We start from the raw sequence: 19,731 nt of genomic DNA on the forward strand, positions 1-19,731 counted from the left end.
GTTAGGCTAACCTCATACGGCTTTGCGGGCGAACGCCCCACACCCCGTCCACGCACACGTCCGCGAAGGGCCCCTCGCTTGCGTATCCAGTCGCCGCGCCACCGCCAGATGATCCGCGCCCGGGTCGTTCGCACCGAACGGACCACCGACCACTTCGTCACCGTGACCGTCAGCGGCCCCGACCTGGCCCGGTTCGAGTTCCTCGGCATGGACCAGTGCGTGCGGGTCTTCCTGCGGCGCCCCGGGCAGGAGAAGCTGGTCCTACCGGACTCCGACCCTGACAGCTGGTACCCGGAGTACCGCGAGATGGCCGACGACGTGCGGCCCCACGTGCGCAACTACACGATGCGCCGGCTCGACGCCCGGGCCCTGGAACTGGACATCGAGTTCGTGGCGCACGGCGACGGAGGACCCGCCTCCGCCTGGGCGATCTCGGCGAGCGAGGGCGACGAGGTGGGCCTGTACCCCGAGGGCATCTACTACCTGCCCCCGGCCGACGCGGACTGGCACCTGCTGGTCGGCGACGAGAGCGCCGTGCCCGCCCTGCTGTCCATCGTCGAACAGGCCCCGCGGGACCTGCGCGCCCAGGTCTACCTGGAGGTCCCCTCCCCCGGCGACGTCCGCCCCGTGCAGACCCCGCCCGGCGTGGAGGTGCACTGGCTGCCGCGCGAGGACGCGCACGCGACCCCGGGACGCCTGGCCCTGGAGACGGTCAGCACCGCGACCCTGCCCGAGGGGCGCCCGTACTGCTGGGTGGCCGGGGAGAACGCCCTGCCCACCGGGCTGCGCCGCGCCCTGGTACGCGACCACGCGGTACCCAAGGACGACATCACGTTCGTGGGGTACTGGCGCGCGGGCGTGGCCGGGGTCGACTGAACCCGAAGACCTTTGTCTTCCCCCGGCCCCGAACGCTTCCGGCCCGCCGAGACGGGGGCGCCCTCTGGGAGCGCGACCGCGGGCGGACAACAAGCACCGCCCCGCTGGTCACACCATTCACAGAACACGCTAGCCTGGTCGAATCCGGCTTAGGCAAGGCTAAGCTCACTTCATCAGCGAGGTCCCATGAACCCCGGTCTGCCCGCCCGATTCGGCATGGTCGCCGCCGGTGCCCTGTCCACCGTCCTGCTCGCCGCCTGCGGTGGCGGCGGCTCCGACACCTCCTCGGGCTCCTCCGGTGAGGCGGCCGAGGGCTACCCCGTCACCGTCGAGACGCTCTTCGGCGACGTGGAGATCGGAGACCGCCCCGAGAACGTGGTCGCCCTGGGCTGGTCCGACGCCGAGGCCGCCCTCGCCCTGGGCGTGCAGCCGGTCGGGGTCGCCGACTGGCTGGGCTTCGGCGGCGCCGGTGTGGGCCCCTGGGCCGCCGACCTGGTCGACGCCGAGCCGGTCCTGCTCGACACCATGGAGCCCAACGTGGAGGCCATCGCCTCCCTGAACCCCGACGTCATCCTGGACACCCGCTCCGACAACTCCCAGGAACGGCACGATCTCCTCGAACCGATCGCCCCCGTGGTCGGCCCGCCGCCGGGCGTCGAGGTCACCTACGGCACCACATGGCAGCAGCAGACCCGCCAGGTCGCCCAGGTCGTCGGCGAGGAGGAGCGCGGTGAGGAGCTGGTCACCGAACTGGAGGAGCGCTTCGAGCAGATCCGCGAGGAGAACCCGGAGTTCGCCGACCTCACCATCGCTGTGGGCGCCTACTTCGACGGCCAGTACGGCGCCTACGTCCCCGGCGACACCCGCGCGGACGTGCTCGCCGAGCTGGGCTTCGAGTACAAGCCCGAACTGGTCGAGATGGCCGACGGCGCCTTCTACGCCGACCTCAGCGCCGAGCTCGTGGAGGAGCTGGACGCCGACCTGACCATCGTCTTCCCGATCGGCGACGTCGTGGACACCCTGAACGAGGACCCGGTCCTGCAGGGCATCGGCTCCGCCGAGGACGGCCGCCTGATCATCCTGGAGGACCAGGAACTGTCGGACGCCTTCTCCAGCGGTTCCACCCTGGGCATCCACCACGCCCTGGACCAGATCGTCCCGATGATCCAGCAGACCCTGGAGGGCTGAGGCCCGAGGGACCGGGCGGCAACGCGGGGCGCTACTCTTCGACGGGTCACTGACAACAGGTGTGATTCGGGGGTGGACGGACCGATGGCTCGCTGTCCGATGTGCTCGGCTCAGGACCGGACCTCCAAGGTGTCCGCGGTGGTCCGGTCCGGGACGACGACCACTCGAACGACCGGCTCCTCGAAGCTCCAGGCCAAGGACCAGTTCACGCAGCTGCACCACACCGTCGGTCAGGCGCGGCACAGCACCACCACGCGCTCCCAGAGCAGCCTCGCGGCACAGTTGAGCTTCCCCTCGGGACCGCGGCCCCCGGTCCGGTTCGCCAGGGGTTTCGGGATCCTCCTGTTCGCGATGGCCACAGTGACCCTGAGCGTCAACGGCGTCCTCGCGCTCGTACCGGCGGTGGTCACCGGTCTGCTGGTGCACCGTTGGGGTGGCGGATCAGCGAAGACCGCCCTCCTCGCGGCCGTCGGCCTCTTCTATCTGGTCGGCACGCTCTCCTATCTCCTCATGGACCTCGGGGTCCATGAGATGACCGGCTTCCTGCTCACTCTGGCCATGAGCCTCACCTACGCCGCACTGGGTCTGGCCCTGGTCCTGTGGGATCTGCGCAGAGCCGAGGCCAGGAGGAAACAGTCCAACGCCGACAGCGTCCACCGGCAGCGCTCCTGGCAGGCCTGGCAACGGCTGTACTACTGCTCCCGCGACGACGTGGTCTTCGACCCCCTCACCCGCGCCTGCGCACCTCCCAGCGCCATGCGAAGACTCATCGGCTACCCCGGCGCCGCCTGACCCGCGTTCCACGTCGCCCGTACGCAAAGAAGACCCATGAGCCACACGGAGCACTGGACCACCACGCCCATCACCATGGAGATCCTGTGCGGGGCGGTCGAGCTGGACAAGACCGAACGCGGCGTCCTGCCGCACCGGCTACCCGCGCGGGCCCGTGCCCGCGACACCGACCCGCAGCTGGCCACGGCCGAGGCCCAGCCCTCGGGTGTCCGGCTGCCGCTGCGCACCCGGGCGAGGGCGATCGAACCGGACACGATTCCCACCAAGCGTGTCTACACGGGCCTCGCTCCCCGCCCGACGGGGTGTACGACCTGCTCGTGGACGGGCGCCTCACCGCTCGGGCCACCGTGCCCGGCGGCGACACCCTGACCATCGACACGGCTACCGGCGGCTTCGAGCACCGGACCGGGCCGGTCGGCACCGCCCGCTTCACCGGCCTGCCGGACCGGGTCAAGGACGTGGAGATCCGGCTGCCGCACAACGAGACCACCGAGCTCGTCGCACTGCGCGCGGACGCCCCCGTCGAGCCGGGCCCGGACCGGGGAGAAAGAGTTGCGGGCCACCGGGGACCCGGAGGAGCGCGCCGACGGGGAGCTCACGCTCACCGCCATCAGAGAGGAGCTCTCCCGGATCGTGAACGAGCGCGCGGCCGAGGACCCGCACCTCGGTTGTCTGGACGGCCGTGAGCTCTACGGGGAGGCGGACCGCGCCGAACTTCCGCTGCCCGACGAACTCCGCCCGGACACCGCCGCGCACCAGCGCGTCGGCACCCGCTTCGCCGAGCTCGCCTTCGGCGCTGACGGCCTGTTCACCGACGGATCTCGCACTAGGATCGCTGACGGAACCGGGGTCTCCGTGAGCTGACGGATCCTCGCAACAAGAACCAGAGGAGCTCCTGCCATGCCCGCACTCCCTGACATCGACCTGGTCGTCTTCGACGTGCTCGGGACCATGGTCGACGAGCCCGGCGGACTCCGGCGCGGCTTTCGGGAACTCCTGCCGGACATCGGGGACGCGCGGGCGGAGGAACTGGTCGAGCTGTGGCACCGGCACGTGGGCGAGCAGCAGCGGGAGATGCTCGCGGGCCGCCGCCCCTACGCCGGTAGCGCGGTGGTCGACCGGGAGGCCGCGGCCCGCGTGGCGGCCGCGGTCGGGATCGGGGACGAGAAAGAGGAAGAAGCCGTGCGCTCGCTGGCCGCCGCCGCGCTGCGGCTGGACCCGTGGCCGGACTCCGCCCGGGCGCTGGGGCGGCTCGCCTCGCGCTACCCCGTGGTCGGCCTGTCCAACGCCGACCACGCGGCGCTCACCCGGATCAACGCGCATGCCGGACTGCGGTGGCACCAGATGCTTTCGGCAGCGGACGCACACGGCTACAAGCCCGCCCCCGAGGTCTACCGGCTCGCGATCGCCAACGCTGGTTGCCCGCCCGAGCGCCTGCTCATGGTCGCCGCGCACGCCTGGGACCTGCGCGGTGCCCAGGCGCTGGGGATGCGGACCGCCTACGTCGAACGCCCCGTCGGGGATCCGCCGAGCGCGACGGACTCCTTCGATCTGTTCGCGAAGGACCTCGACGACCTGGCCATCCAGCTCGACGCCATCTGAGCGCGATCACTCCTCCTGAGGCCTCCCCACGGGGAGGCCTCTTCCGTGTGCCCTCCACGAGCCGAAAGCGGACGAGAGCAGTCAAGCCAATGCTTATAATGAAAACCGTTTTCATATCCATACAGGAAGGGAGACCGGATGCGGAACGTCTCCACTCCGCCCGGAGAGGCTGCCGGACCCCCGCCCGAGACCTCCGAACCGGAACGGAGCGGCACCCCCGCCACGTCCGCACCCGCTCCGAAGATCCGCTGGATGACCACCCCCGCCGGAACCGCCAGCACCGCACTCGTCCTGGCGATCACCCTCGCCATGTCCGTGGTCCTGGCGATCGGTCTGGGATCGGCGGTCATCCCGCCGGGTGAGACCGTCCGCTACCTGTGGGCCGCGCTGACCGGTGGGACCATCCAGGCCGACGAACTCATGCGCTACCAGGTCATCTGGCAGATCCGCACCCCGCGGGTGCTGCTCGCCGCCGTGGTCGGCGCCGGGCTCGGGGTGGTCGGCGTGGCCATCCAGGCGATGGTGCGCAACGCCCTGGCCGACCCCTACATCCTCGGTGTCTCCTCCGGCGCGTCGGTGGGGGCGGTGCTGGTCGGCGTCCTCGGCGGGCTCTCCTTCCTGGGCATCTACGCGGTCTCCGCGGGGGCCTTCGCCGGAGCGCTGGCCGCCACCCTGCTCGTCTACGCCATCTCCTACTCGCGTATGGGCATCACCCCGCTACGGCTGGTGCTGACCGGGGTGGCACTGTCCTTCGGCTTCCAGGCGATCATGAGCGTGATCGTCTACCTCGCCCCCAGCAACGAGGCGACCAGCACCGTCCTGTTCTGGACCATGGGCAGCTTCGGCGCCGCCACCTGGGGTTCGCTGCCGGTCGTCGCGACCGCCGTACTGGCGGGTGTGCTCCTGCTCCGTTCGCTGGCGCGTTCCCTGGACGTGATGGCTCTCGGCGACGAGACCGCCGCGAGCCTGGGCGTGAGCTCGGACCGCCTGCGCCGCTGGCTGTTCGTCCTGACCGCCGTGATGACCGGCGCGATGGTGGCGGTCAGCGGGGCGATCGGCTTCGTCGGCCTGGTCGTCCCGCACATCGTGCGCATCCTCGTGGGCGCCGACCACCGCAGGGTGCTCACGATCGCGCCGCTGGCGGGCGCGGTCCTGATGGTGTGGGTGGACCTGGTCTCCCGGGTGGTGGTGGCCCCGCGCGAGCTTCCGCTCGGGGTGATCACCGCGCTGGTCGGCGTACCGGTCTTCATCATCCTGATGCGCCGCCGCGGCTACCTGTTCGGAGGCCGCTGATGGACCTTCGACTCGACGAACTCTCCGTGGACCTGGGCGGAGCCCGGATCGTGCGGGAACTGACCCTGGACGTCCCCGAGGGGCAGGTGGTCGGACTGGTCGGCCCCAACGGGTCCGGGAAGTCCACCGCGCTGCGCTGCGTGTACCGGGCACTGGGCCCCAGCGCGGGCAGGGTCCTGCTGGGCGGTGAGGAGCTGTCCGCGATGAGCCCGCGCCACAGCGCCCAGCGGGTGGCCGCGCTCACCCAGGAGAGCGGGAGCGACCTCGACTTCACGGTCGAGGAGCTGGTCGCCCTGGGCCGCGCTCCCCACCTGCGCGGAAACCAGCCGCTGAGCGCTCGCGAGCGCGAGCTGTGCCGGGACTCGATGGAGCTGCTGGACGTGGCCCACCTGGCCGGGCGCGGCGTGCTCGAACTGTCGGGCGGTGAACGCCAGCGGGTCCTGGTGGCCCGCGCCCTGGTGCAGGAGCCCCGGGTGCTGGTCCTGGACGAGCCCACCAACCACCTGGACGTGCGCCACCAGCTCGAACTGCTCTCGCTGCTGCGGGCGGCGGGCGTCACGGTGCTCGTGGTCCTGCACGACCTCAATCTGGCCGCCTCGGCCTGCGACCTGATCGGCGTGCTCTCCGAGGGCGCCCTGGTGGACGCGGGCTCCCCCAAGGAGGTCCTGACCCCGGCGCTGCTCCGGGAGGTCTTCGGGGTCGAGGCGTCCGTGGTCCCCCATCCGCTCACCGGCGATCCCCAGCTGCTGTACCAACTCCCACCCCCGAGGAAAGGCCTCCGTTGAACCCCAGAAGGAACCGTCTCCCCCGGTCCGGCGCCTGGACCAGCCCGCTCTCCCTTCCCCGCTCCGGTGCGTGGAGCGGCCCGCTCCCCCGTCCACGAACCCTGCTGCCCCTGGCCGCGGTCACCGTTCTGTTGGCCGGGTGCGGTGCCGAGGTCGAGGGGACCTCCGAGGCGGGCGCCGCACCGGTCACCGTCCAGCGCTGCGGCGAGGAGGTGGAGTACACGACCCCGCAGCGGGTGGTCGCCTACGAGGGAGGCAGCGCCGACAAGCTGTTCTCGCTGGGCTTGGTCGACCACGTGCACGGCTACGTGATGCCCCCGGCCAACCCGCCGGTCTCGGAGTCGCCGTGGGCCGAGGACTACGCGGCGGTCGAGTTCCTCAGCGACGACCTGCTCAACCGCGAGCTGGTCGTGGACGCCGAGGCCGACCTGGTCGTCGCGGGCTGGAACTCCGGCTTCAGCGACCAGCGCGGCATCACCCCGGAGATCCTGGACGGGATCGGCATCCAGAGCTTCATGCACACCGAGTCCTGCTTCAACTACCCCGGCCACCCCGAGCGGGTGACGCCGTTCGAGGGGCTCTACACCGACCTGGAGCGGCTCGGACAGATCTTCGGTGTGGAGGAGCGCGCCGAGGAGCTGGTGGGTGAGTTCGAGGAGAGGGTGGCGGCCGTGGCCGAGCAGGCGCCCGAGGGAGACCCCGTGCCGGTCTTCCTCTACGACTCCGGCACCGACCAGCCCTTCACCGCGGGCAACCAGGTCCCGCCCAACGACATCATCAGGCACGCCGGGGGCGAGAACATCTTCGGCGACCTGGAGGAGCGGTGGACCCAGGTGGGCTGGGAGGCCGTGGTGGAGGCCGAGCCGGAGGTGATCATCATCCTGGACTACGGCGACCAGCCCGCGCAGGAGAAGATCGACTTCCTCTCCTCCTCCCCCGCGATGGCGGAGGTGCCCGCGGTGGTCGAGAAGAACTTCTTCGTCCTGGACTACAACGAGGGCATCTCGGGGCCGCGCAACATCGACGGCCTGGAGAACTTCGCCGAGTACCTGCGCGAACTGAAGGGCTGAACAGCCGCGAGTGAGCCGTCCCGGGCAGGCCTGTTCCTGGCAGGCGTTGCGGGACGGCCCTCTCGCATCCGGGCTTCTGGGCCTGACGAGGAACCGTGCGGGTACGGCAGCGGACCAGCGCGATGTGAAGGGTGTTCCAGGTCAGTCGATCCCGGTGCTGGCGTCGCGGAACCCTCGGCCCAGCTCGAAGAGTCGGACGAGGCGGCTGGCGATCTGCACGGTGTTGAAGGCCTCCGCCATCTCCTCGCCGAGGGTGATCTCGATATTCGCGAGGCGGTCGGAGGCCAGCTGAACCTTCATGCTCAGGTCGTCGTCATCGACGATCAGGAAGTCCGGGGTCTCCTTGTCGAAGTCCTGAACCGACAGGCCAGCGGCCCGGAGCAGGTCCCGGATGGTGACGCAGTACCGGGCGAACTGCTCGGAGGACAGGATCTGGGGATCCTCGTTGTCGACGGAGGTGTCGATCTTGTCCCACTCCTGAGGAAGAATGGGCTTCGGGATGTGGACGTCGTTCACCGGCGTTCCCCTCCTGGAAGGCCGCCTGAGGTGGGTGTAGAGGGACCAACTCGTGTTCCCACCCCAGGCGGCTGCTTTTTGAACGGCCCAGGTGGTAGCTCTCTGCGATCTACCCTGAACCTGTTGTCAAGAGTGGCACGGCTCACATAGTCTTTGCAAGAAGTTGAACCATATATGCGTGAACTTTCTGTGAGGCAACCGTGGCAGCGAAGAGACAGGTCACCCTCCGGGCTCAGTGGATCGGTAAGACCTTCAAGGAGCTGCGCCAGCGCAACGGCATGACCATGCAGGAGGTCGCCGAGTACCTGGGGCGCGATCAGTCCTCGCTGAGTAGGTTCGAGGCTGGCATCCACCCGCCGCGCAAGGACGACGTGGTGGCGCTGATGGACCTCTTCGGGGTGGAGGAGGAGTCCCAACGGCAAGCCACTCTGCACATGGTGGGTGAGGTCTCCAAGACTGGTTGGTGGGAGAAGCACGCCAAGGACGCCAGTGGCTGGTTCATGGACTTGTTGTGGGTGGAGGACCGGGCTGAAGTCCTGAAGCTGTTCAGCAATGCCGTCCTCCCCGGCCTGCTCCAGACCCCTGAGTACGCGGAGGCCCTGATGAGGGCTGACGACCCGCAGGCGGCCAAACAACAGATCAAACGCGGTGTGGATCTCAGGATCAAGCGGCAGCAGATCCTTGATCGGGAAGGGTTTCAACTCTCGCTTGTCCTGGATGAGGCGGCTCTCCGTCGCCCTGTCGGAGGGGAGGAAGTGATGGCGGCACAAATCGCTCATCTCGCTGCTTCCGCTCAGCGTGAGAACCTCGATATCAGGGTGTTGCCTTTTTCTGTCGGTGCCCACGGTGGAGAAGCTGGTGCGTTCAGACTCATCCACATGGCAGAGCCCTTCCCTGTGATCGCCTACATCGAAAGCCCTGCGGGGGCTCTCTTCGTGGAAGCGGCAGGCGCTCAAGAGCTTGAAGGCCGATACGATCGGTTGCACCAGGGGAGTCTTGATGCGGGAGCGTCCATCGACTTCCTTCGCAAGGTCGAACAGGAGTTGCAATGATCAGGGACACGTCAGCCGTCGCCGGTTGGCGCACCAGCAGCTACAGCGCCAATGGCGGCGGGCAGTGCGTTGAGGTCGGTTGGCACATCAGTAGCTACAGTTCGGACACAGGGCGTAACTGTGTCGAAGCTGGTCCCTTCCTGAATGAGCCTCAGCGGTTCGCCGTGCGTGACTCCACCCAGCGCGACCTGGGCTACCTCTCCTTCCCCTCCTCCGAGTGGTCCGCGCTGCTGCGCTCTTCCTCGATCTAAGACCCGAACCGCCCCGGGAGAGGTGACTTCCTCTCCCGGGGCGGTTTCTGTTGTCCTGCTACCGGCCTACCGGCCTACCGGCTCAATCGCTCCGGTGAATCGCCTGCTCCGGGGCGGACCGACGCCCCCAGTCCATCCGGCACCAGGGCGGGGAGAGCTCCTTGAGGTCGCCGATCTCCCGGGGGGAGAGATCGGCGACCTCGCGGGCCTCCTCGTGGCGGGCGAAGACCGAGTCCACGTACCGGTGTCCGGTGTCGGCCGCCACGAACACCACCCGGCGGCCGGGGTCGGCCGCCGCCTCCCAACGAGCCACCAGATACGCGGCCCCTGCTGAGAGCCCGGCGAAGACCGCGTGGCGGCGCAGCAGGTCCACACTCCCGGCCAGGGCGGCGTCGAAACCGGTCCAGTGCAGGGTGTCGTAGAGAGTGTGGTCCACGTTCCCGAACGGGATCGAGCTGCCGATTCCGGCGATGATGATCTGCGGGTCGGTGACGTGGTCGCTGCCGAAGGTGACGCTGCCGAACGGCTGGACGCCCACCAGCGGGGTGCCCGGGTCGCTCTCCCGCAGGTAGCGGGCGAGCGCCCCGGTGGAGGCCCCCGAACCCACCCCGCCCACCAGGGTCATTGGCCCCTCCCCCGCCTCCTTGCGGATCTGGTCGGCCACCGCCCGGTAGCCGAGGCCGTGGATGACGTCGTGGTACTGGCGCATCCAGTGGTAATCCGGGTGCTCGCGCAGCACCTGCTTGACCCGGCGGACCCGGCGGTTCTGGTCCAGCCGCAGGTCGTCCGAGGGCGGCATCTGCTCCAGGGTGGCCCCCAGGACCGCGAGCTGGAGGCGGAGCGGATGGTCGATGGTGGTGGAGCCGATGATGTGGCAGTGCAGCCCGTACCGGTGCGCGGCCAGCGCCAGTCCGTAGGCGTAGATACCGCTGGAGCTGTCCATCAGGGTGTCGCCGGGGCGGACCACTCCGGCGTCGAGCAGGTGGCGCACCGCAGCCAGGGCGGAGGCCACCTTCATGGACTCGAAGCGCAGGCACAGCAGGCCTCCGCCGAGGTCGATCAGGTCAGGTCTGGCGATGGCTTCGGAAACGTGGTCGTCCAAGATCGCTCCCCGGTGCTCTGGGTCGGAGGGGCCGGTGCTGACGAGACCGCCGTGAGGGCGGCCGGTGCGGGGACTGCCGATTCGAAGGAGAGGGGTTTGCCAGTGGAGGAGGAAGGAGTGCGGGCGGCCGAAGTGGAGAAGACCCGATGCGGGACGAGTCCGGCCCCGCCGAGCCGGTCGGCGGCGGCGGCGATCCGGGCGCGGAGGTCGGGGTCGGTGGCGTCGAAGAGGACTCCGGCCACGTTGCCGCTGTGCGCCACCTGGATGCCGACCGCCCCGCAACCGCGGGCGACCTCCCGGAGCGTGCCCAGTTCCGCCTTGGGCAGCGCACGCTGGTTGAGTATGGCGCTCTCGGTGCACACGTGCCCGACCCCGGCCACGTCGCGTTCGGTGATCGCGGTACGCAGCGCGGCACGCAACCTCTCGTAGACGGCGATGTCCCCACGTCGTGCGGTACCCACCAGAGAGAGGGTGTCCACCGGTTGGCCACTTCCGGTCAGGCAGCCCACGACCGCCATCTCCGGGAGCTCGGGGCCCAGTTCCTCCAGAATCCGGCCCTCGCGCTGGGCGAAGAGCAGCGGCCGGTCACCGAACATGACCGGATCGCTGGCCCCCTCGGCGGCGACCGCCACCCGTGCGACGGCGTCCGGCGTGAGCTCCACCCCGAGCCCCGCCGCGACCGCGCGCACCGCCGCCGTCACGTCACTCGTGGACGACCCCATGCCCAGGCCGGGCGCGGCCCCGCCCCGGACGCTGAGGTAGCCGCCCACCGGCCGTACCCCGCCCACGCGCGCGCACTCGGTGACGGCGAGCTCCGCGGCCCGGGCGGCCTTGGCCCGGTTCGGCGGGTCGACGACGACGCGTCGGGGCGCCCGGGGCGAGAACGGGGTGAACACCGCCCGGGTGCGGGGGTCGGCCATCGGCAGGGTGACCAGACCACGGGTGGGGTTTCCCCGCTCGTCCAGGAACACGCCCTGGAGGATCTCGCCGTGGTGGCAGGTCGCCTGTCCAGTTCCAAGGGTCACTCGTCGGTTCCTTCTCGATATCGGTAGAGGTGGGTCGGTTCCGCGCTGAACTGCGAGAACGGGAAGGGTTCGGCGGACACCGCGGTGACACCCGAGCCGAGGAAGGCCCGGGCGACCGCGCTGCCGCTCTGGGCGTACACGACCAGCGGCACGGACCGGTCCCGGCAGCGCTCCAGGATGCGGTCGAAGGTGCCGTTGCCCAGGGTCATCCCGGTGGCGACGACGGCGTCGGCCTTGGCCAGGACCTCGTCCATGTCCGGGCTGACGGGGTCGCCCCACTGGGTGCGGCGCAGGTTCAGGTCGCAGGGCAGGCACTGGCCGCCCCGCTCCCGGATGGCGGCCACGAGGGGGTTGACCACACCGATCAGGGCGATGCGGCGCCCGTCGGGTTCGGGGAGCAGACCGGCGATGGCGCGGTCGCGGGCGACGGCGCGCTCCTCTGGGGTTCCGTAGGGGAGGGTGACCCGCTCGGCGCGGGGGTCCTCGGAGTGCGGCTGGGAGTGGCCCAGGTAGGCGTCCAGTGCGGCGAGCCGTACCGGGGCCGGGCCGCTGAGAAGGTCGGCCAGGGGTCTGCCGGAGAGTTCGGCGCAGATGTCGGGGTCCAGCTGTCCCGCTTCGAAGGCGCAGGCGCCGAAGGCCCGGCCGATCCGGACCAGGACGTACTGGTTGAGGTAGGTGACGTCGCCCCCTGCCAGGCGGGTGCCGTGGTGGACCCAGAACACGCTGGTGGCGACGGGAAGGTCGGGGGTGGCGAGGACGGACTGGCGGAGTTCTTCGAGGTCGTGGAGCGCTTGGGGGTGCTGGGGGGCTCTGGGGTCCTGGGGGCTCGGGGTGTGGTGGGGGGATGTCACTTGCCGGTCTCCCTGGTGAGGCGGAACAGGTAGGTCAGGACGCCGTCGCCCCAGTCGTGCCGGTGGTGGACGTGTGCGGTGAAGCCGCACAGGGCGGCGTGGCCGATGATCTGGCGCAGGTCGGCGGTGTTGGAGGCGACGAAGTAGACCTCGCCGCCGGGGGCCAGGAGGTCGCGCTCGGCGAGCTGGGTGAAGAAGGCGTCGGTGACGGGGCGGCCCGCGCAGACGTTGCGGACGATGTCGGGGTCCTCGCTGACCTGCTGGCTCACCGCAGGCGGGTTGAAGGTGACCACGTCGAGCCGCGGCCGGTCCGGGATGTCGGTGAAGAGGTCGGAGACCAGCGGGACGAGCTCTGAGCCGCCTTCGGCGCCGACGATCCGGTGGTAGTTGTGCTCGGTCGCCTTCACGCTGGCGGGATGGACGTCCACGGCCAGGATCCGCCCGGCGCCGCGCAGTCCGGCGACCACCGCCTCGACCCCGAGTCCGGCGCCCATGGCGGCGTAGACGCGTCCGCGGACGTCGATGTCGTCGTCAAGGATGCGCTGGTGGATCATGCGGCTGGTCGCGCCGGGAAGGAACACCTCCGGGGGAACGTCGAACTCCCACCCGTTCCAGGAGTAGTCGCGGCGGGTGTGCAGGTCGACCTTGGGCTGGTTGAGGCCGATGATCTGCTCGGGCGGCAGCGGAGGGGGGAGCTGAGCGATCTGGGAGGGGTCCATGTGCGTCCTTTCGGTACTTCGAGGGGGTTCCGGGAGGAGCGACCCCGAAGACCATAGCGAAAACGATAATCGTTGTCACGCTACGCTTATCCACCCCGGGCCCACCCGCTCCACGGAGTCGTTGCCCCCTCCGGCCGAGCGCCAATCCATACAGAGAGGACATCTGACACCCGACCGGCAAACCGCCGAACCCCCACCCCCGCCCGGCGGGCACGCCAGTTGGTCAAGCATGGCGCAAGTGATTATCGTTTTCACTAGAGTAGGGCCACACACCCCGAAACGAGATGAGTACTCTTCGTGTCCATGACGACGACGCCGAACACGACCGGACCGTTCCGGAGCCGCCGCAGTCCACTGCTCCAGCCGACCTTCGCCCGCCTGTGGTGCGCGACCACCGCCTCCGGCCTGGCCACCTGGGCCATGCCGTTCATCCTGGGCCTGGCGGTCCTGCACGGTTCGCTGACCGCCGTGGGGCTCGGGCTGGTCCTGGCCACCCGCACAGCCGGTTTCCTGGTCGCGGTCCCCCTCGGCGGGCTGCTCGCCGACCGCTACTCGCGCCGCTCGGTGGTCCTGTGGTCCGGTCTGGCCGCGGCGATCGCCACCCCCGTCCTCGCCGCGGGCCTGGGCACCTCCGTCACGCTGATGGCCGTGGCCGCCGCCGTCGTGGGCGTGGGCCAGGGGGCCTGCCGACCCGCCTTCCAGGCGCTGACCGCCGAGGTGGTCGCCCCCGACGACCGCCAGCAGGCCAACGCGGCCCTGACCTTCTCCGTCCGCGGGGTCACCTTCCTGGCCCCCGGGCTGACCGCTCTGCTGGCCACGGTCACCGGCCCCCAGACGCTCCTGCTGATCACGGCGGGCCTGTGGCTGGCCGCCGCCCTGCTCCCCCGCGCCGGCACCGCCGCGCCCTCCCCGCGCCCGGCCCGCGCGCCCTTCCACGTGGAGTTCGTCGAGGGTCTCACCGAGGCCCGCCGCCACACCTGGTTCCTCGCCGGCCTGGGAGCCCTGACCGTGGTTATCGCCCTGGGCTACTCCTCGACCAGCGTGCTGCTGCCGCTGGCCAGCGGCGACCACTACGGCACCGAGGCGGTCCTGGCCGGAGCGCTGACCGCCTACACCGGCGGGGCACTCATCGGGGCGCTACTGGTCTCCCGCTGGAAGCCGCGGGCCCAGGGCTGGTGGGCCCTGTTCGGCCTGGGCCTGTACGCCCTGGCCCCGCTGAGCCTGGTGTTCCCGGTCGGTGCCGTGTGGGTGTTCGCCGCCTACGCGATCGTGGGCCTGGGCGTGGAACTGTTCAACGTCCCGTGGTTCACCGCCGCCCAGCGCGAGGTCGCCCCGGACAAACTGGCCCGGGTCTCGTCTCTCGACTTCCTGTTCGCCTACGGTTTCGCCCCGGTGGGCCTGGCCCTGATCGCCCCGGCGGCCCAGGCCTTCGGCCCGCAGAACGTCCTCCTGGCCTGCGCCGCCCTGTGCGTCCTCGCCCCGGCCCTGGCCGCCCTGGCCCCGGGAGCCCGCGACTTCCGCACCCGCCGCGCCTAGCCCTTCTCCCCTGGAAACAAGAAGCCCTTCCTGCGGTTCCGCGACGGCCGCCCTTCCCGCCTCCGGAGAAGGGGCGACCGCGCTACCCGCAGACCAACACGGGCGGCCGGGAACTGAAGCTCTACTCCGTCCACGGCCCGGCCGAAAACCCCCACGGCACCATCCACGAAACCCGCCCGGCCGGCTGAAGCCGAGAAGGCCCCGCACTGCTTCGTGCCTCGGACCCAGTCGTCCCGCATGTACCGGATCGAGTCGCTCATGCCGCCGACGAGTCCGATGACAGCGAGGGCGAGCATCAACAGGGGGACACGGGGGACCCCTTCGCGTGAATCCCAGTAATGGAATCCATTGCCATAGGTCAGGCTTGCGGCGGGGTGGATCTCGCAGAGGAGCCATTCGTACCAGTGCCGTCGAGACTCACCGCGATCACCGTTGACAGTCCTGATCCGCGGGTGTGGGAGGACCCGGCCGGGCATCCGTGCTGCCTGGCCGGGAACTGGCCTTCAGGGGCGGATGAGCGCCTTGAGGGTTTCCCGCCGGTCCATCAGCCGGTAGGCCTCGGGGACGCCGTCCAGGTCGGTGTGGTGGTCGAAGACCAGTCCCGGGTTGACCTTTCCTTCCAGGATGTCGGGGAGGAGCTGCTCGATGTAGGAGCGCACCGGGGCCGGGCCGCCGGTCAGGGTGATGTTGGCACCGAACATCGCGGGGAAGCCGACCGGGCCCTGTTCGTACTGGGGCACGCCCACACGGCTGACGGTGCCCCCGGCGCGGACCACGTCGAGGGCGGTCTCGTAGGCGTCGAGGTGGCCGACTGCTTCGATCACCGTGTGGGTGCCCTCGCCTCGGGTCAGTTCCCGGACCCGCTCCACTGCTTCGGGTCCTCGTTCGGCCACGACCTCGGTGGCCCCGTACTCGCGACCCAGGTCGGTGCGGTCCTTGTGCCGCCCCATCAGGATGATCTGCTCGGCGCCCATCCGGCGGGCCGAGAGCACGGACAGCAGTCCCACGGCCCCGTCGCCGATGACGGTGACCGTGGTGCGGGCGTTCACCCCCGCGGTCAGGGCCGCGTGGTAGCCGGTGCCGTAGACGTCGGCCAGGGTGAGCAGGGAGGGCAGGAAGACGGACTCCTCCCCCACCGGGAGCCGGACCAGGGTGCCCTGGGCCTGGGGGACCCGGATCAGCTCGGCCTGGGCGGCGCTGAGGAGGCCGCCGTTCGGGCAGGAGGTCTGCACGCCCTCGCGGCAGAGGTCGCAGGTGTTGTCGGCGTAGGCGAACGGGGACACCACCAGCTCGCCCGGTTTGACCCAGGTGACCTCCCGGCCGACCTCCTCGACCACGCCGACGAACTCGTGCCCGGTCTGGACGCCGGTCTGGGCGGCGGGCATCGCCCGGTAGGCGTGCAGGTCACTGCCGCACACGCAGCTGCCGACCACCCGCACGATCGCGTCGGTGGGCTCCACCAGCACGGGATCGGGCACGTTCTCCACCCGGACGTCACCGGCGCCGTACATCAGGGCCGCTCGCATCGGATCCCTCCTTCCGGTCGGGCCACGGACCAATTCCATGACCAAAGGTAATGATGTGACTACGGGTGGCAAGATAGCGTGTCCCGACCTGCCCCGGGGCGGGTTTCTCCGGGGCCGGGCGGCCCCGCGTGGAGTCGCTGGAATCTGTCGGTACCGCCTGGCACGATGAGGCAGGTGACCAGCAGATCCGCCGCAGAGCGGCACCTGAGCGATCTCGTCCGGCTACGCCGGGTACGCGACCGCATCGACCGGGAGTACGCCCAGCCGCTGAACGTCGAGGCGCTGGCCCGGGACGCGCACATGTCCGCGGGCCACCTCAGCCGGGAGTTCCGGCGCGCCTACGGCGAGTCGCCGTACTCCTACCTGATGACACGCCGCATCGAACGCGCGATGGCCCTGCTGCGGCGCGGCGACCGCAGCGTCACCGAGGTGTGCTTCGAGGTCGGCTGCTCGTCCCTGGGCACCTTCAGCACCCGGTTCACCGAGCTGGTCGGGATGCCGCCCAGCGCCTACCGGAGGCAGGCCGCGGGCGAGGCGGAGGGCATGCCCTCGTGCGTGGTCAAACAGGTGACCAGACCGGTCAGGAATCAAGAAGCGCCGGCGACCGGCCGATCGTAATGTTGCCGGCATGGACATCACGATCAACGCCAGCTTCCTTCCGCACACCGACCCCGAGGCCTCCCTGGCCTTCTACCGGGACGTCCTGGGCTTCGAGGTCCGCGGCGACGTCGGCTACAACGGCATGCGCTGGATCACGGTGGGCCCGGTGGGCCAGCCCGACACCTCGGTGGTCCTGGAACCGCCGGTGGCCGACCCGGGCGTCACCGACCAGGAGCGCCAGACCATCGTCGAGATGATGGCCAAGGGCACCTACGCCTTCCTGAACCTGGCCACCCCGGACGTGGACGCCACCTTCGAACGGTTGGCGGCCGCCGGAGCCGAGGTGGTGCAGGAGCCCGTCGACCAGCCCTACGGCGTGCGCGACTGCGCCTTCCGCGACCCGGCCGGCAACCTGCTGCGCATCAAGGGCCTGAACTGACCGGGCCGCCGAGACGGAGAAGACGAGATGAGCAAGGACACCGTTCCGCCCGAGCGGCACCCGGCCGACTCCCACGAACTGATCCGGGTGCACGGTGCACGCGAGAACAACCTCAAGGACGTCAGTATCGAGATCCCCAAACGCCGGTTGACGGTGTTCACCGGGGTCTCCGGTTCGGGCAAGAGCTCCCTGGTGTTCAGCACGATCGCCGCGGAGTCGCAGCGGATGATCAACGAGACCTACAGCACCTTCGCACAGGGCTTCATGCCCTCCCTGCCCCGCCCCGAGGTGGACGTCCTCGACGGACTGACCACCGCGATCATCGTCGACCAGGAACGCCTGGGGGCCGACCCGAGGTCGACCGTGGGCACCGCCACCGACGCCAACGCGATGCTGCGCATCCTGTTCAGCCGCCTGGGGCAGCCCTATGTGGGTTCACCGCACTCCTTCTCCTTCAACGTCGCCTCGGTCAGGGCCAGCGGCGCGATCACGGTGGAGCGCGGTGACCGCAAGGCGGTGAAGGCCACCTTCACCCGCACCGGCGGCATGTGCACGAACTGCGAGGGCCGCGGCAAGGTCACCGACTTCGACCTGCGCGAACTCTTCGACGACGCCAAGTCGCTCGCCGAGGGCGCGTTCACCATCCCCGGCTGGAAGTCGGACGACTACTGGACGGTGCGCACCTACAAGGCGTCGGGTTTCTTCGACCCGGACAAGCCGATCCGCGAGTACACCGACCGGGAGATGCGCGACTTCCTTTACCACGAGCCGGTCAAGGTCAAGGTGGACAAGTCGAACCTGACCTTCGAGGGGCTGATCCCCAAGCTGCGCAAGTCCTTCCTGTCCAAGGACAAGGAGGCGATGCAGCCGCACATCCGGGAGTTCGTGGAGCGCGCGGTCACCTTCACCGACTGTCCCGTGTGCGAGGGGACCCGGCTCAGCGAGGCCGCCCGCTCCTCGAAGATCAAGGGCGTGAGCATCGCCGACGCCTGCGCCATGCAGATCACCGACCTGGCCGTGTGGGTGCGCGGCCTGGACGAGCCCTCGGCCGCGCCGCTGCTCACGGCGCTGCGCCAGACCCTGGACTCGTTCGTGGAGATCGGCCTGGGCTACCTCTCGCTCGACCGGGCGGCCGGCACGCTGTCCGGCGGTGAGGCGCAGCGCACCAAGATGATCCGCCACCTGGGCTCCTCGCTCACCGACACCACGTACGTCTTCGACGAACCCACCGCGGGTCTGCACCCGCACGACGTCGAGCGGATGAACGACCTGCTGCTGCGGCTGCGGGACAAGGGCAACACGGTGCTGGTCGTGGAGCACGAACCCGACACCATCGCGATCGCCGACCACGTCGTGGACCTGGGCCCCGGTTCGGGTTCGGCGGGCGGCACGGTCTGCTTCGAGGGCACGGTCGAGGGGCTTCGCGGCAGCGGTACCACCACCGGCCGCCACCTGGACGACCGGGCGGTGCTCAAGGAGAAGGTACGCGCCCCCGACGGCAGGCTTGAGGTGCGCGGGGCGAACGCGCACAACCTGCGCGACGTCGACGTGGACATCCCGCTCGGGGTGCTCACCGTCGTGACCGGCGTGGCCGGTTCGGGCAAGAGCTCGCTCGTGCGGGAGTCCCTGGTCAAGGGACGCACCGTCCGGGGGAAGGCTGCCGAGGGCAAGGCGGCCGCCGGCACGGAGGTGGTGACCGTGGACCAGAGCCCCATCCGCGGTTCGCGGCGCAGCAACCCGGCCACCTACACCGGGCTGCTCGACCCGGTCCGCAAGGCGTTCGCGAAGGCCAACGGGGTCAAGCCCGCGCTGTTCAGCGCCAACTCCGAGGGCGCCTGCCCGGTCTGCAAGGGCGTCGGAGTGACCTACACCGACCTGGGGTTCATGGCCAGCATCGCCACCACCTGCGAGGAGTGCGAGGGGCGCCGGTTCGACAACTCGGTCCTGGAGTACCGGCTGGGCGGACGCGACATCAGCGAGGTGCTCGCGATGTCGGTGGCCGAGGCCGGCGCGTTCTTCGGCGAAGGCGAGGCGCGGACCCCGGCGGCGCAGAGGATCCTGACCCGGCTGGTCGACGTGGGACTGGGCTACCTCGGCCTGGGCCAGCCGCTGACCACGCTGTCCGGCGGGGAGCGCCAGCGGCTCAAGCTGGCCACCCACATGGCCGACCGGGGCGGGGTCTACGTGCTGGACGAGCCGACCACCGGGCTGCACCTCGCCGACGTCGAGCACCTGCTCGGGCTGCTGGACCAACTGGTGGAGTCCGGGAAGTCGGTGATCGTGATCGAGCACCACCAGTCGGTCATGGCGCACGCCGACTGGATCATCGACCTCGGGCCGGGCGCCGGGCAGGAGGGCGGCCGGGTGGTCTTCGAGGGCACTCCGGCCGATCTGATCGCCGACCGCTCCACCCTGACCGGCGAGCACCTGGCGGCCTACGTCGGCGCGGACCGGAGCTAGACGGAGTCGTCCGGCACGCCCGCACCGCTCCCGGGAGCCGGTACTCCC

The 19,731-nt window shown here is 70.3% G+C and carries 19 protein-coding genes and 1 pseudogene; 14 read left to right on the forward strand and 6 right to left on the reverse strand.

What is annotated here, in order from left to right:
• Positions 1-108 precede the first annotated feature (108 nt).
• From HNR07_RS08900 to HNR07_RS08935, 8 genes and pseudogenes are all read left to right on the forward strand, one after another.
• A complete protein-coding gene (locus HNR07_RS08900) occupies positions 109-876 on the forward strand; it encodes a siderophore-interacting protein (protein ID WP_184371774.1) in 768 nt (255 codons plus the stop codon).
• A gap of 186 nt (positions 877-1,062) precedes the next feature.
• Entirely contained in the window at positions 1,063-2,064 is a 1,002-nt protein-coding gene (locus HNR07_RS08905) for an iron-siderophore ABC transporter substrate-binding protein (protein WP_184364258.1), read from the forward strand.
• Between the two features lie 84 nt (positions 2,065-2,148).
• Positions 2,149-2,856, forward strand: coding sequence for a hypothetical protein (locus HNR07_RS08910; RefSeq protein ID WP_246420196.1), 708 nt, complete (start codon positions 2,149-2,151; stop codon positions 2,854-2,856).
• A gap of 36 nt (positions 2,857-2,892) precedes the next feature.
• Positions 2,893-3,720 (forward strand): annotated as a pseudogene (locus tag HNR07_RS08915) (hypothetical protein).
• A 36-nt stretch (positions 3,721-3,756) separates the two neighbouring features.
• Complete coding sequence (locus HNR07_RS08920; RefSeq protein ID WP_184364260.1) at positions 3,757-4,458, forward strand: haloacid dehalogenase type II; 702 nt, start codon at positions 3,757-3,759, stop codon at positions 4,456-4,458.
• A gap of 138 nt (positions 4,459-4,596) precedes the next feature.
• Positions 4,597-5,751: a FecCD family ABC transporter permease gene (locus HNR07_RS08925; RefSeq protein ID WP_184364262.1), complete on the forward strand. Its 1,155-nt coding sequence runs from the start codon at positions 4,597-4,599 to the stop codon at positions 5,749-5,751.
• Positions 5,751-6,536 (forward strand): ABC transporter ATP-binding protein, encoded by a 786-nt coding sequence (locus HNR07_RS08930; RefSeq protein ID WP_184364264.1) that lies wholly within the window; start codon positions 5,751-5,753, stop codon positions 6,534-6,536. The genes HNR07_RS08925 and HNR07_RS08930 overlap by 1 nt, the downstream gene beginning before the upstream one ends.
• A gap of 101 nt (positions 6,537-6,637) precedes the next feature.
• Complete coding sequence (locus HNR07_RS08935; RefSeq protein ID WP_184371779.1) at positions 6,638-7,606, forward strand: ABC transporter substrate-binding protein; 969 nt, start codon at positions 6,638-6,640, stop codon at positions 7,604-7,606.
• A 141-nt stretch (positions 7,607-7,747) separates the two neighbouring features.
• Here the strand turns inward: HNR07_RS08935 and HNR07_RS08940 are convergent, their stop codons facing one another.
• Positions 7,748-8,122 carry a hypothetical protein gene (locus tag HNR07_RS08940; protein WP_184364266.1) on the reverse strand — a complete coding sequence of 125 codons (375 nt, stop codon included), beginning with the start codon at positions 8,120-8,122 and terminating at the stop codon, positions 7,748-7,750.
• Between the two features lie 200 nt (positions 8,123-8,322).
• Between HNR07_RS08940 and HNR07_RS35870 the strand changes: the two genes are divergently transcribed.
• Both HNR07_RS35870 and HNR07_RS08950 read left to right on the forward strand, forming a co-directional pair.
• Positions 8,323-9,174 carry a helix-turn-helix domain-containing protein gene (locus HNR07_RS35870; protein ID WP_184364268.1) on the forward strand — a complete coding sequence of 284 codons (852 nt, stop codon included), beginning with the start codon at positions 8,323-8,325 and terminating at the stop codon, positions 9,172-9,174.
• Positions 9,171-9,425, forward strand: a complete 255-nt coding sequence (locus HNR07_RS08950; protein ID WP_184364270.1) for a DUF397 domain-containing protein — start codon at positions 9,171-9,173, stop codon at positions 9,423-9,425. The genes HNR07_RS35870 and HNR07_RS08950 overlap by 4 nt, the downstream gene beginning before the upstream one ends.
• An 82-nt stretch (positions 9,426-9,507) precedes the next feature.
• Here the strand turns inward: HNR07_RS08950 and HNR07_RS08955 are convergent, their stop codons facing one another.
• The 4 genes from HNR07_RS08955 to HNR07_RS08970 are packed head-to-tail and all read right to left on the reverse strand — an operon-like array spanning position 9,508 to position 13,122.
• Positions 9,508-10,527 carry a pyridoxal-phosphate dependent enzyme gene (locus tag HNR07_RS08955; RefSeq protein WP_184364272.1) on the reverse strand — a complete coding sequence of 340 codons (1,020 nt, stop codon included), beginning with the start codon at positions 10,525-10,527 and terminating at the stop codon, positions 9,508-9,510.
• Positions 10,485-11,552 (reverse strand): GHMP family kinase ATP-binding protein, encoded by a 1,068-nt coding sequence (locus HNR07_RS08960; RefSeq protein ID WP_184364274.1) that lies wholly within the window; start codon positions 11,550-11,552, stop codon positions 10,485-10,487. The genes HNR07_RS08955 and HNR07_RS08960 overlap by 43 nt, the downstream gene beginning before the upstream one ends.
• On the reverse strand, positions 11,549-12,403 hold the full coding sequence (locus HNR07_RS08965; protein ID WP_184364275.1) for a Rossmann-like domain-containing protein: 855 nt from the start codon (positions 12,401-12,403) through the stop codon (positions 11,549-11,551). The genes HNR07_RS08960 and HNR07_RS08965 overlap by 4 nt, the downstream gene beginning before the upstream one ends.
• Positions 12,400-13,122, reverse strand: a complete 723-nt coding sequence (locus HNR07_RS08970) for a class I SAM-dependent methyltransferase (RefSeq protein WP_184364277.1) — start codon at positions 13,120-13,122, stop codon at positions 12,400-12,402. The genes HNR07_RS08965 and HNR07_RS08970 overlap by 4 nt, the downstream gene beginning before the upstream one ends.
• 303 nt (positions 13,123-13,425) lie before the next feature.
• On the opposite strand from HNR07_RS08970, the gene HNR07_RS08975 reads away from it, so the two are divergent.
• Entirely contained in the window at positions 13,426-14,658 is a 1,233-nt protein-coding gene (locus HNR07_RS08975) for an MFS transporter (RefSeq protein WP_184364279.1), read from the forward strand.
• A 503-nt stretch (positions 14,659-15,161) separates the two neighbouring features.
• Here the strand turns inward: HNR07_RS08975 and HNR07_RS08980 are convergent.
• Positions 15,162-16,184: a zinc-binding dehydrogenase gene (locus tag HNR07_RS08980; RefSeq protein WP_184364281.1), complete on the reverse strand. Its 1,023-nt coding sequence runs from the start codon at positions 16,182-16,184 to the stop codon at positions 15,162-15,164.
• A gap of 165 nt (positions 16,185-16,349) precedes the next feature.
• Between HNR07_RS08980 and HNR07_RS08985 the strand changes: the two genes are divergently transcribed.
• From HNR07_RS08985 to HNR07_RS08995, 3 genes are read left to right on the forward strand one after another with little or no spacing between them, the layout of a single operon-like run.
• Positions 16,350-16,802 (forward strand): helix-turn-helix transcriptional regulator, encoded by a 453-nt coding sequence (locus HNR07_RS08985; protein ID WP_221318760.1) that lies wholly within the window; start codon positions 16,350-16,352, stop codon positions 16,800-16,802.
• 10 nt (positions 16,803-16,812) lie between these two features.
• Positions 16,813-17,223: a VOC family protein gene (locus HNR07_RS08990; RefSeq protein ID WP_184364284.1), complete on the forward strand. Its 411-nt coding sequence runs from the start codon at positions 16,813-16,815 to the stop codon at positions 17,221-17,223.
• A gap of 27 nt (positions 17,224-17,250) precedes the next feature.
• Positions 17,251-19,683: an ATP-binding cassette domain-containing protein gene (locus tag HNR07_RS08995; protein WP_184364286.1), complete on the forward strand. Its 2,433-nt coding sequence runs from the start codon at positions 17,251-17,253 to the stop codon at positions 19,681-19,683.
• Positions 19,684-19,731 lie beyond the last annotated feature (48 nt).

The sequence above is a fragment of the Nocardiopsis metallicus genome, assembly GCF_014201115.1.
In the GTDB taxonomy this organism is placed as follows: Bacteria; Actinomycetota; Actinomycetes; order Streptosporangiales; family Streptosporangiaceae; genus Nocardiopsis; species Nocardiopsis metallicus.

Bases quoted from the DNA above. Each gene is read 5' to 3' on its own strand.
- HNR07_RS08900 (WP_184371774.1), top strand. From the start codon at position 109: ATGATCCGCGCCCGGGTCGTTCGCACCGAACGGACCACCGACCACTTC.
- HNR07_RS08905 (WP_184364258.1), top strand. From the start codon at position 1,063: ATGAACCCCGGTCTGCCCGCCCGATTCGGCATGGTCGCCGCCGGTGCC.
- HNR07_RS08910 (WP_246420196.1), top strand. From the start codon at position 2,149: ATGGCTCGCTGTCCGATGTGCTCGGCTCAGGACCGGACCTCCAAGGTG.
- HNR07_RS08920 (WP_184364260.1), top strand. From the start codon at position 3,757: ATGCCCGCACTCCCTGACATCGACCTGGTCGTCTTCGACGTGCTCGGG.
- HNR07_RS08925 (WP_184364262.1), top strand. From the start codon at position 4,597: ATGCGGAACGTCTCCACTCCGCCCGGAGAGGCTGCCGGACCCCCGCCC.
- HNR07_RS08930 (WP_184364264.1), top strand. From the start codon at position 5,751: ATGGACCTTCGACTCGACGAACTCTCCGTGGACCTGGGCGGAGCCCGG.
- HNR07_RS08950 (WP_184364270.1), top strand. From the start codon at position 9,171: ATGATCAGGGACACGTCAGCCGTCGCCGGTTGGCGCACCAGCAGCTAC.
- HNR07_RS08970 (WP_184364277.1), bottom strand. From the start codon at position 13,122: ATGGACCCCTCCCAGATCGCTCAGCTCCCCCCTCCGCTGCCGCCCGAG.
- HNR07_RS08975 (WP_184364279.1), top strand. From the start codon at position 13,426: ATGACGACGACGCCGAACACGACCGGACCGTTCCGGAGCCGCCGCAGT.
- HNR07_RS08980 (WP_184364281.1), bottom strand. From the start codon at position 16,184: ATGCGAGCGGCCCTGATGTACGGCGCCGGTGACGTCCGGGTGGAGAAC.
- HNR07_RS08985 (WP_221318760.1), top strand. From the start codon at position 16,350: ATGAGGCAGGTGACCAGCAGATCCGCCGCAGAGCGGCACCTGAGCGAT.
- HNR07_RS08990 (WP_184364284.1), top strand. From the start codon at position 16,813: ATGGACATCACGATCAACGCCAGCTTCCTTCCGCACACCGACCCCGAG.
- HNR07_RS08995 (WP_184364286.1), top strand. From the start codon at position 17,251: ATGAGCAAGGACACCGTTCCGCCCGAGCGGCACCCGGCCGACTCCCAC.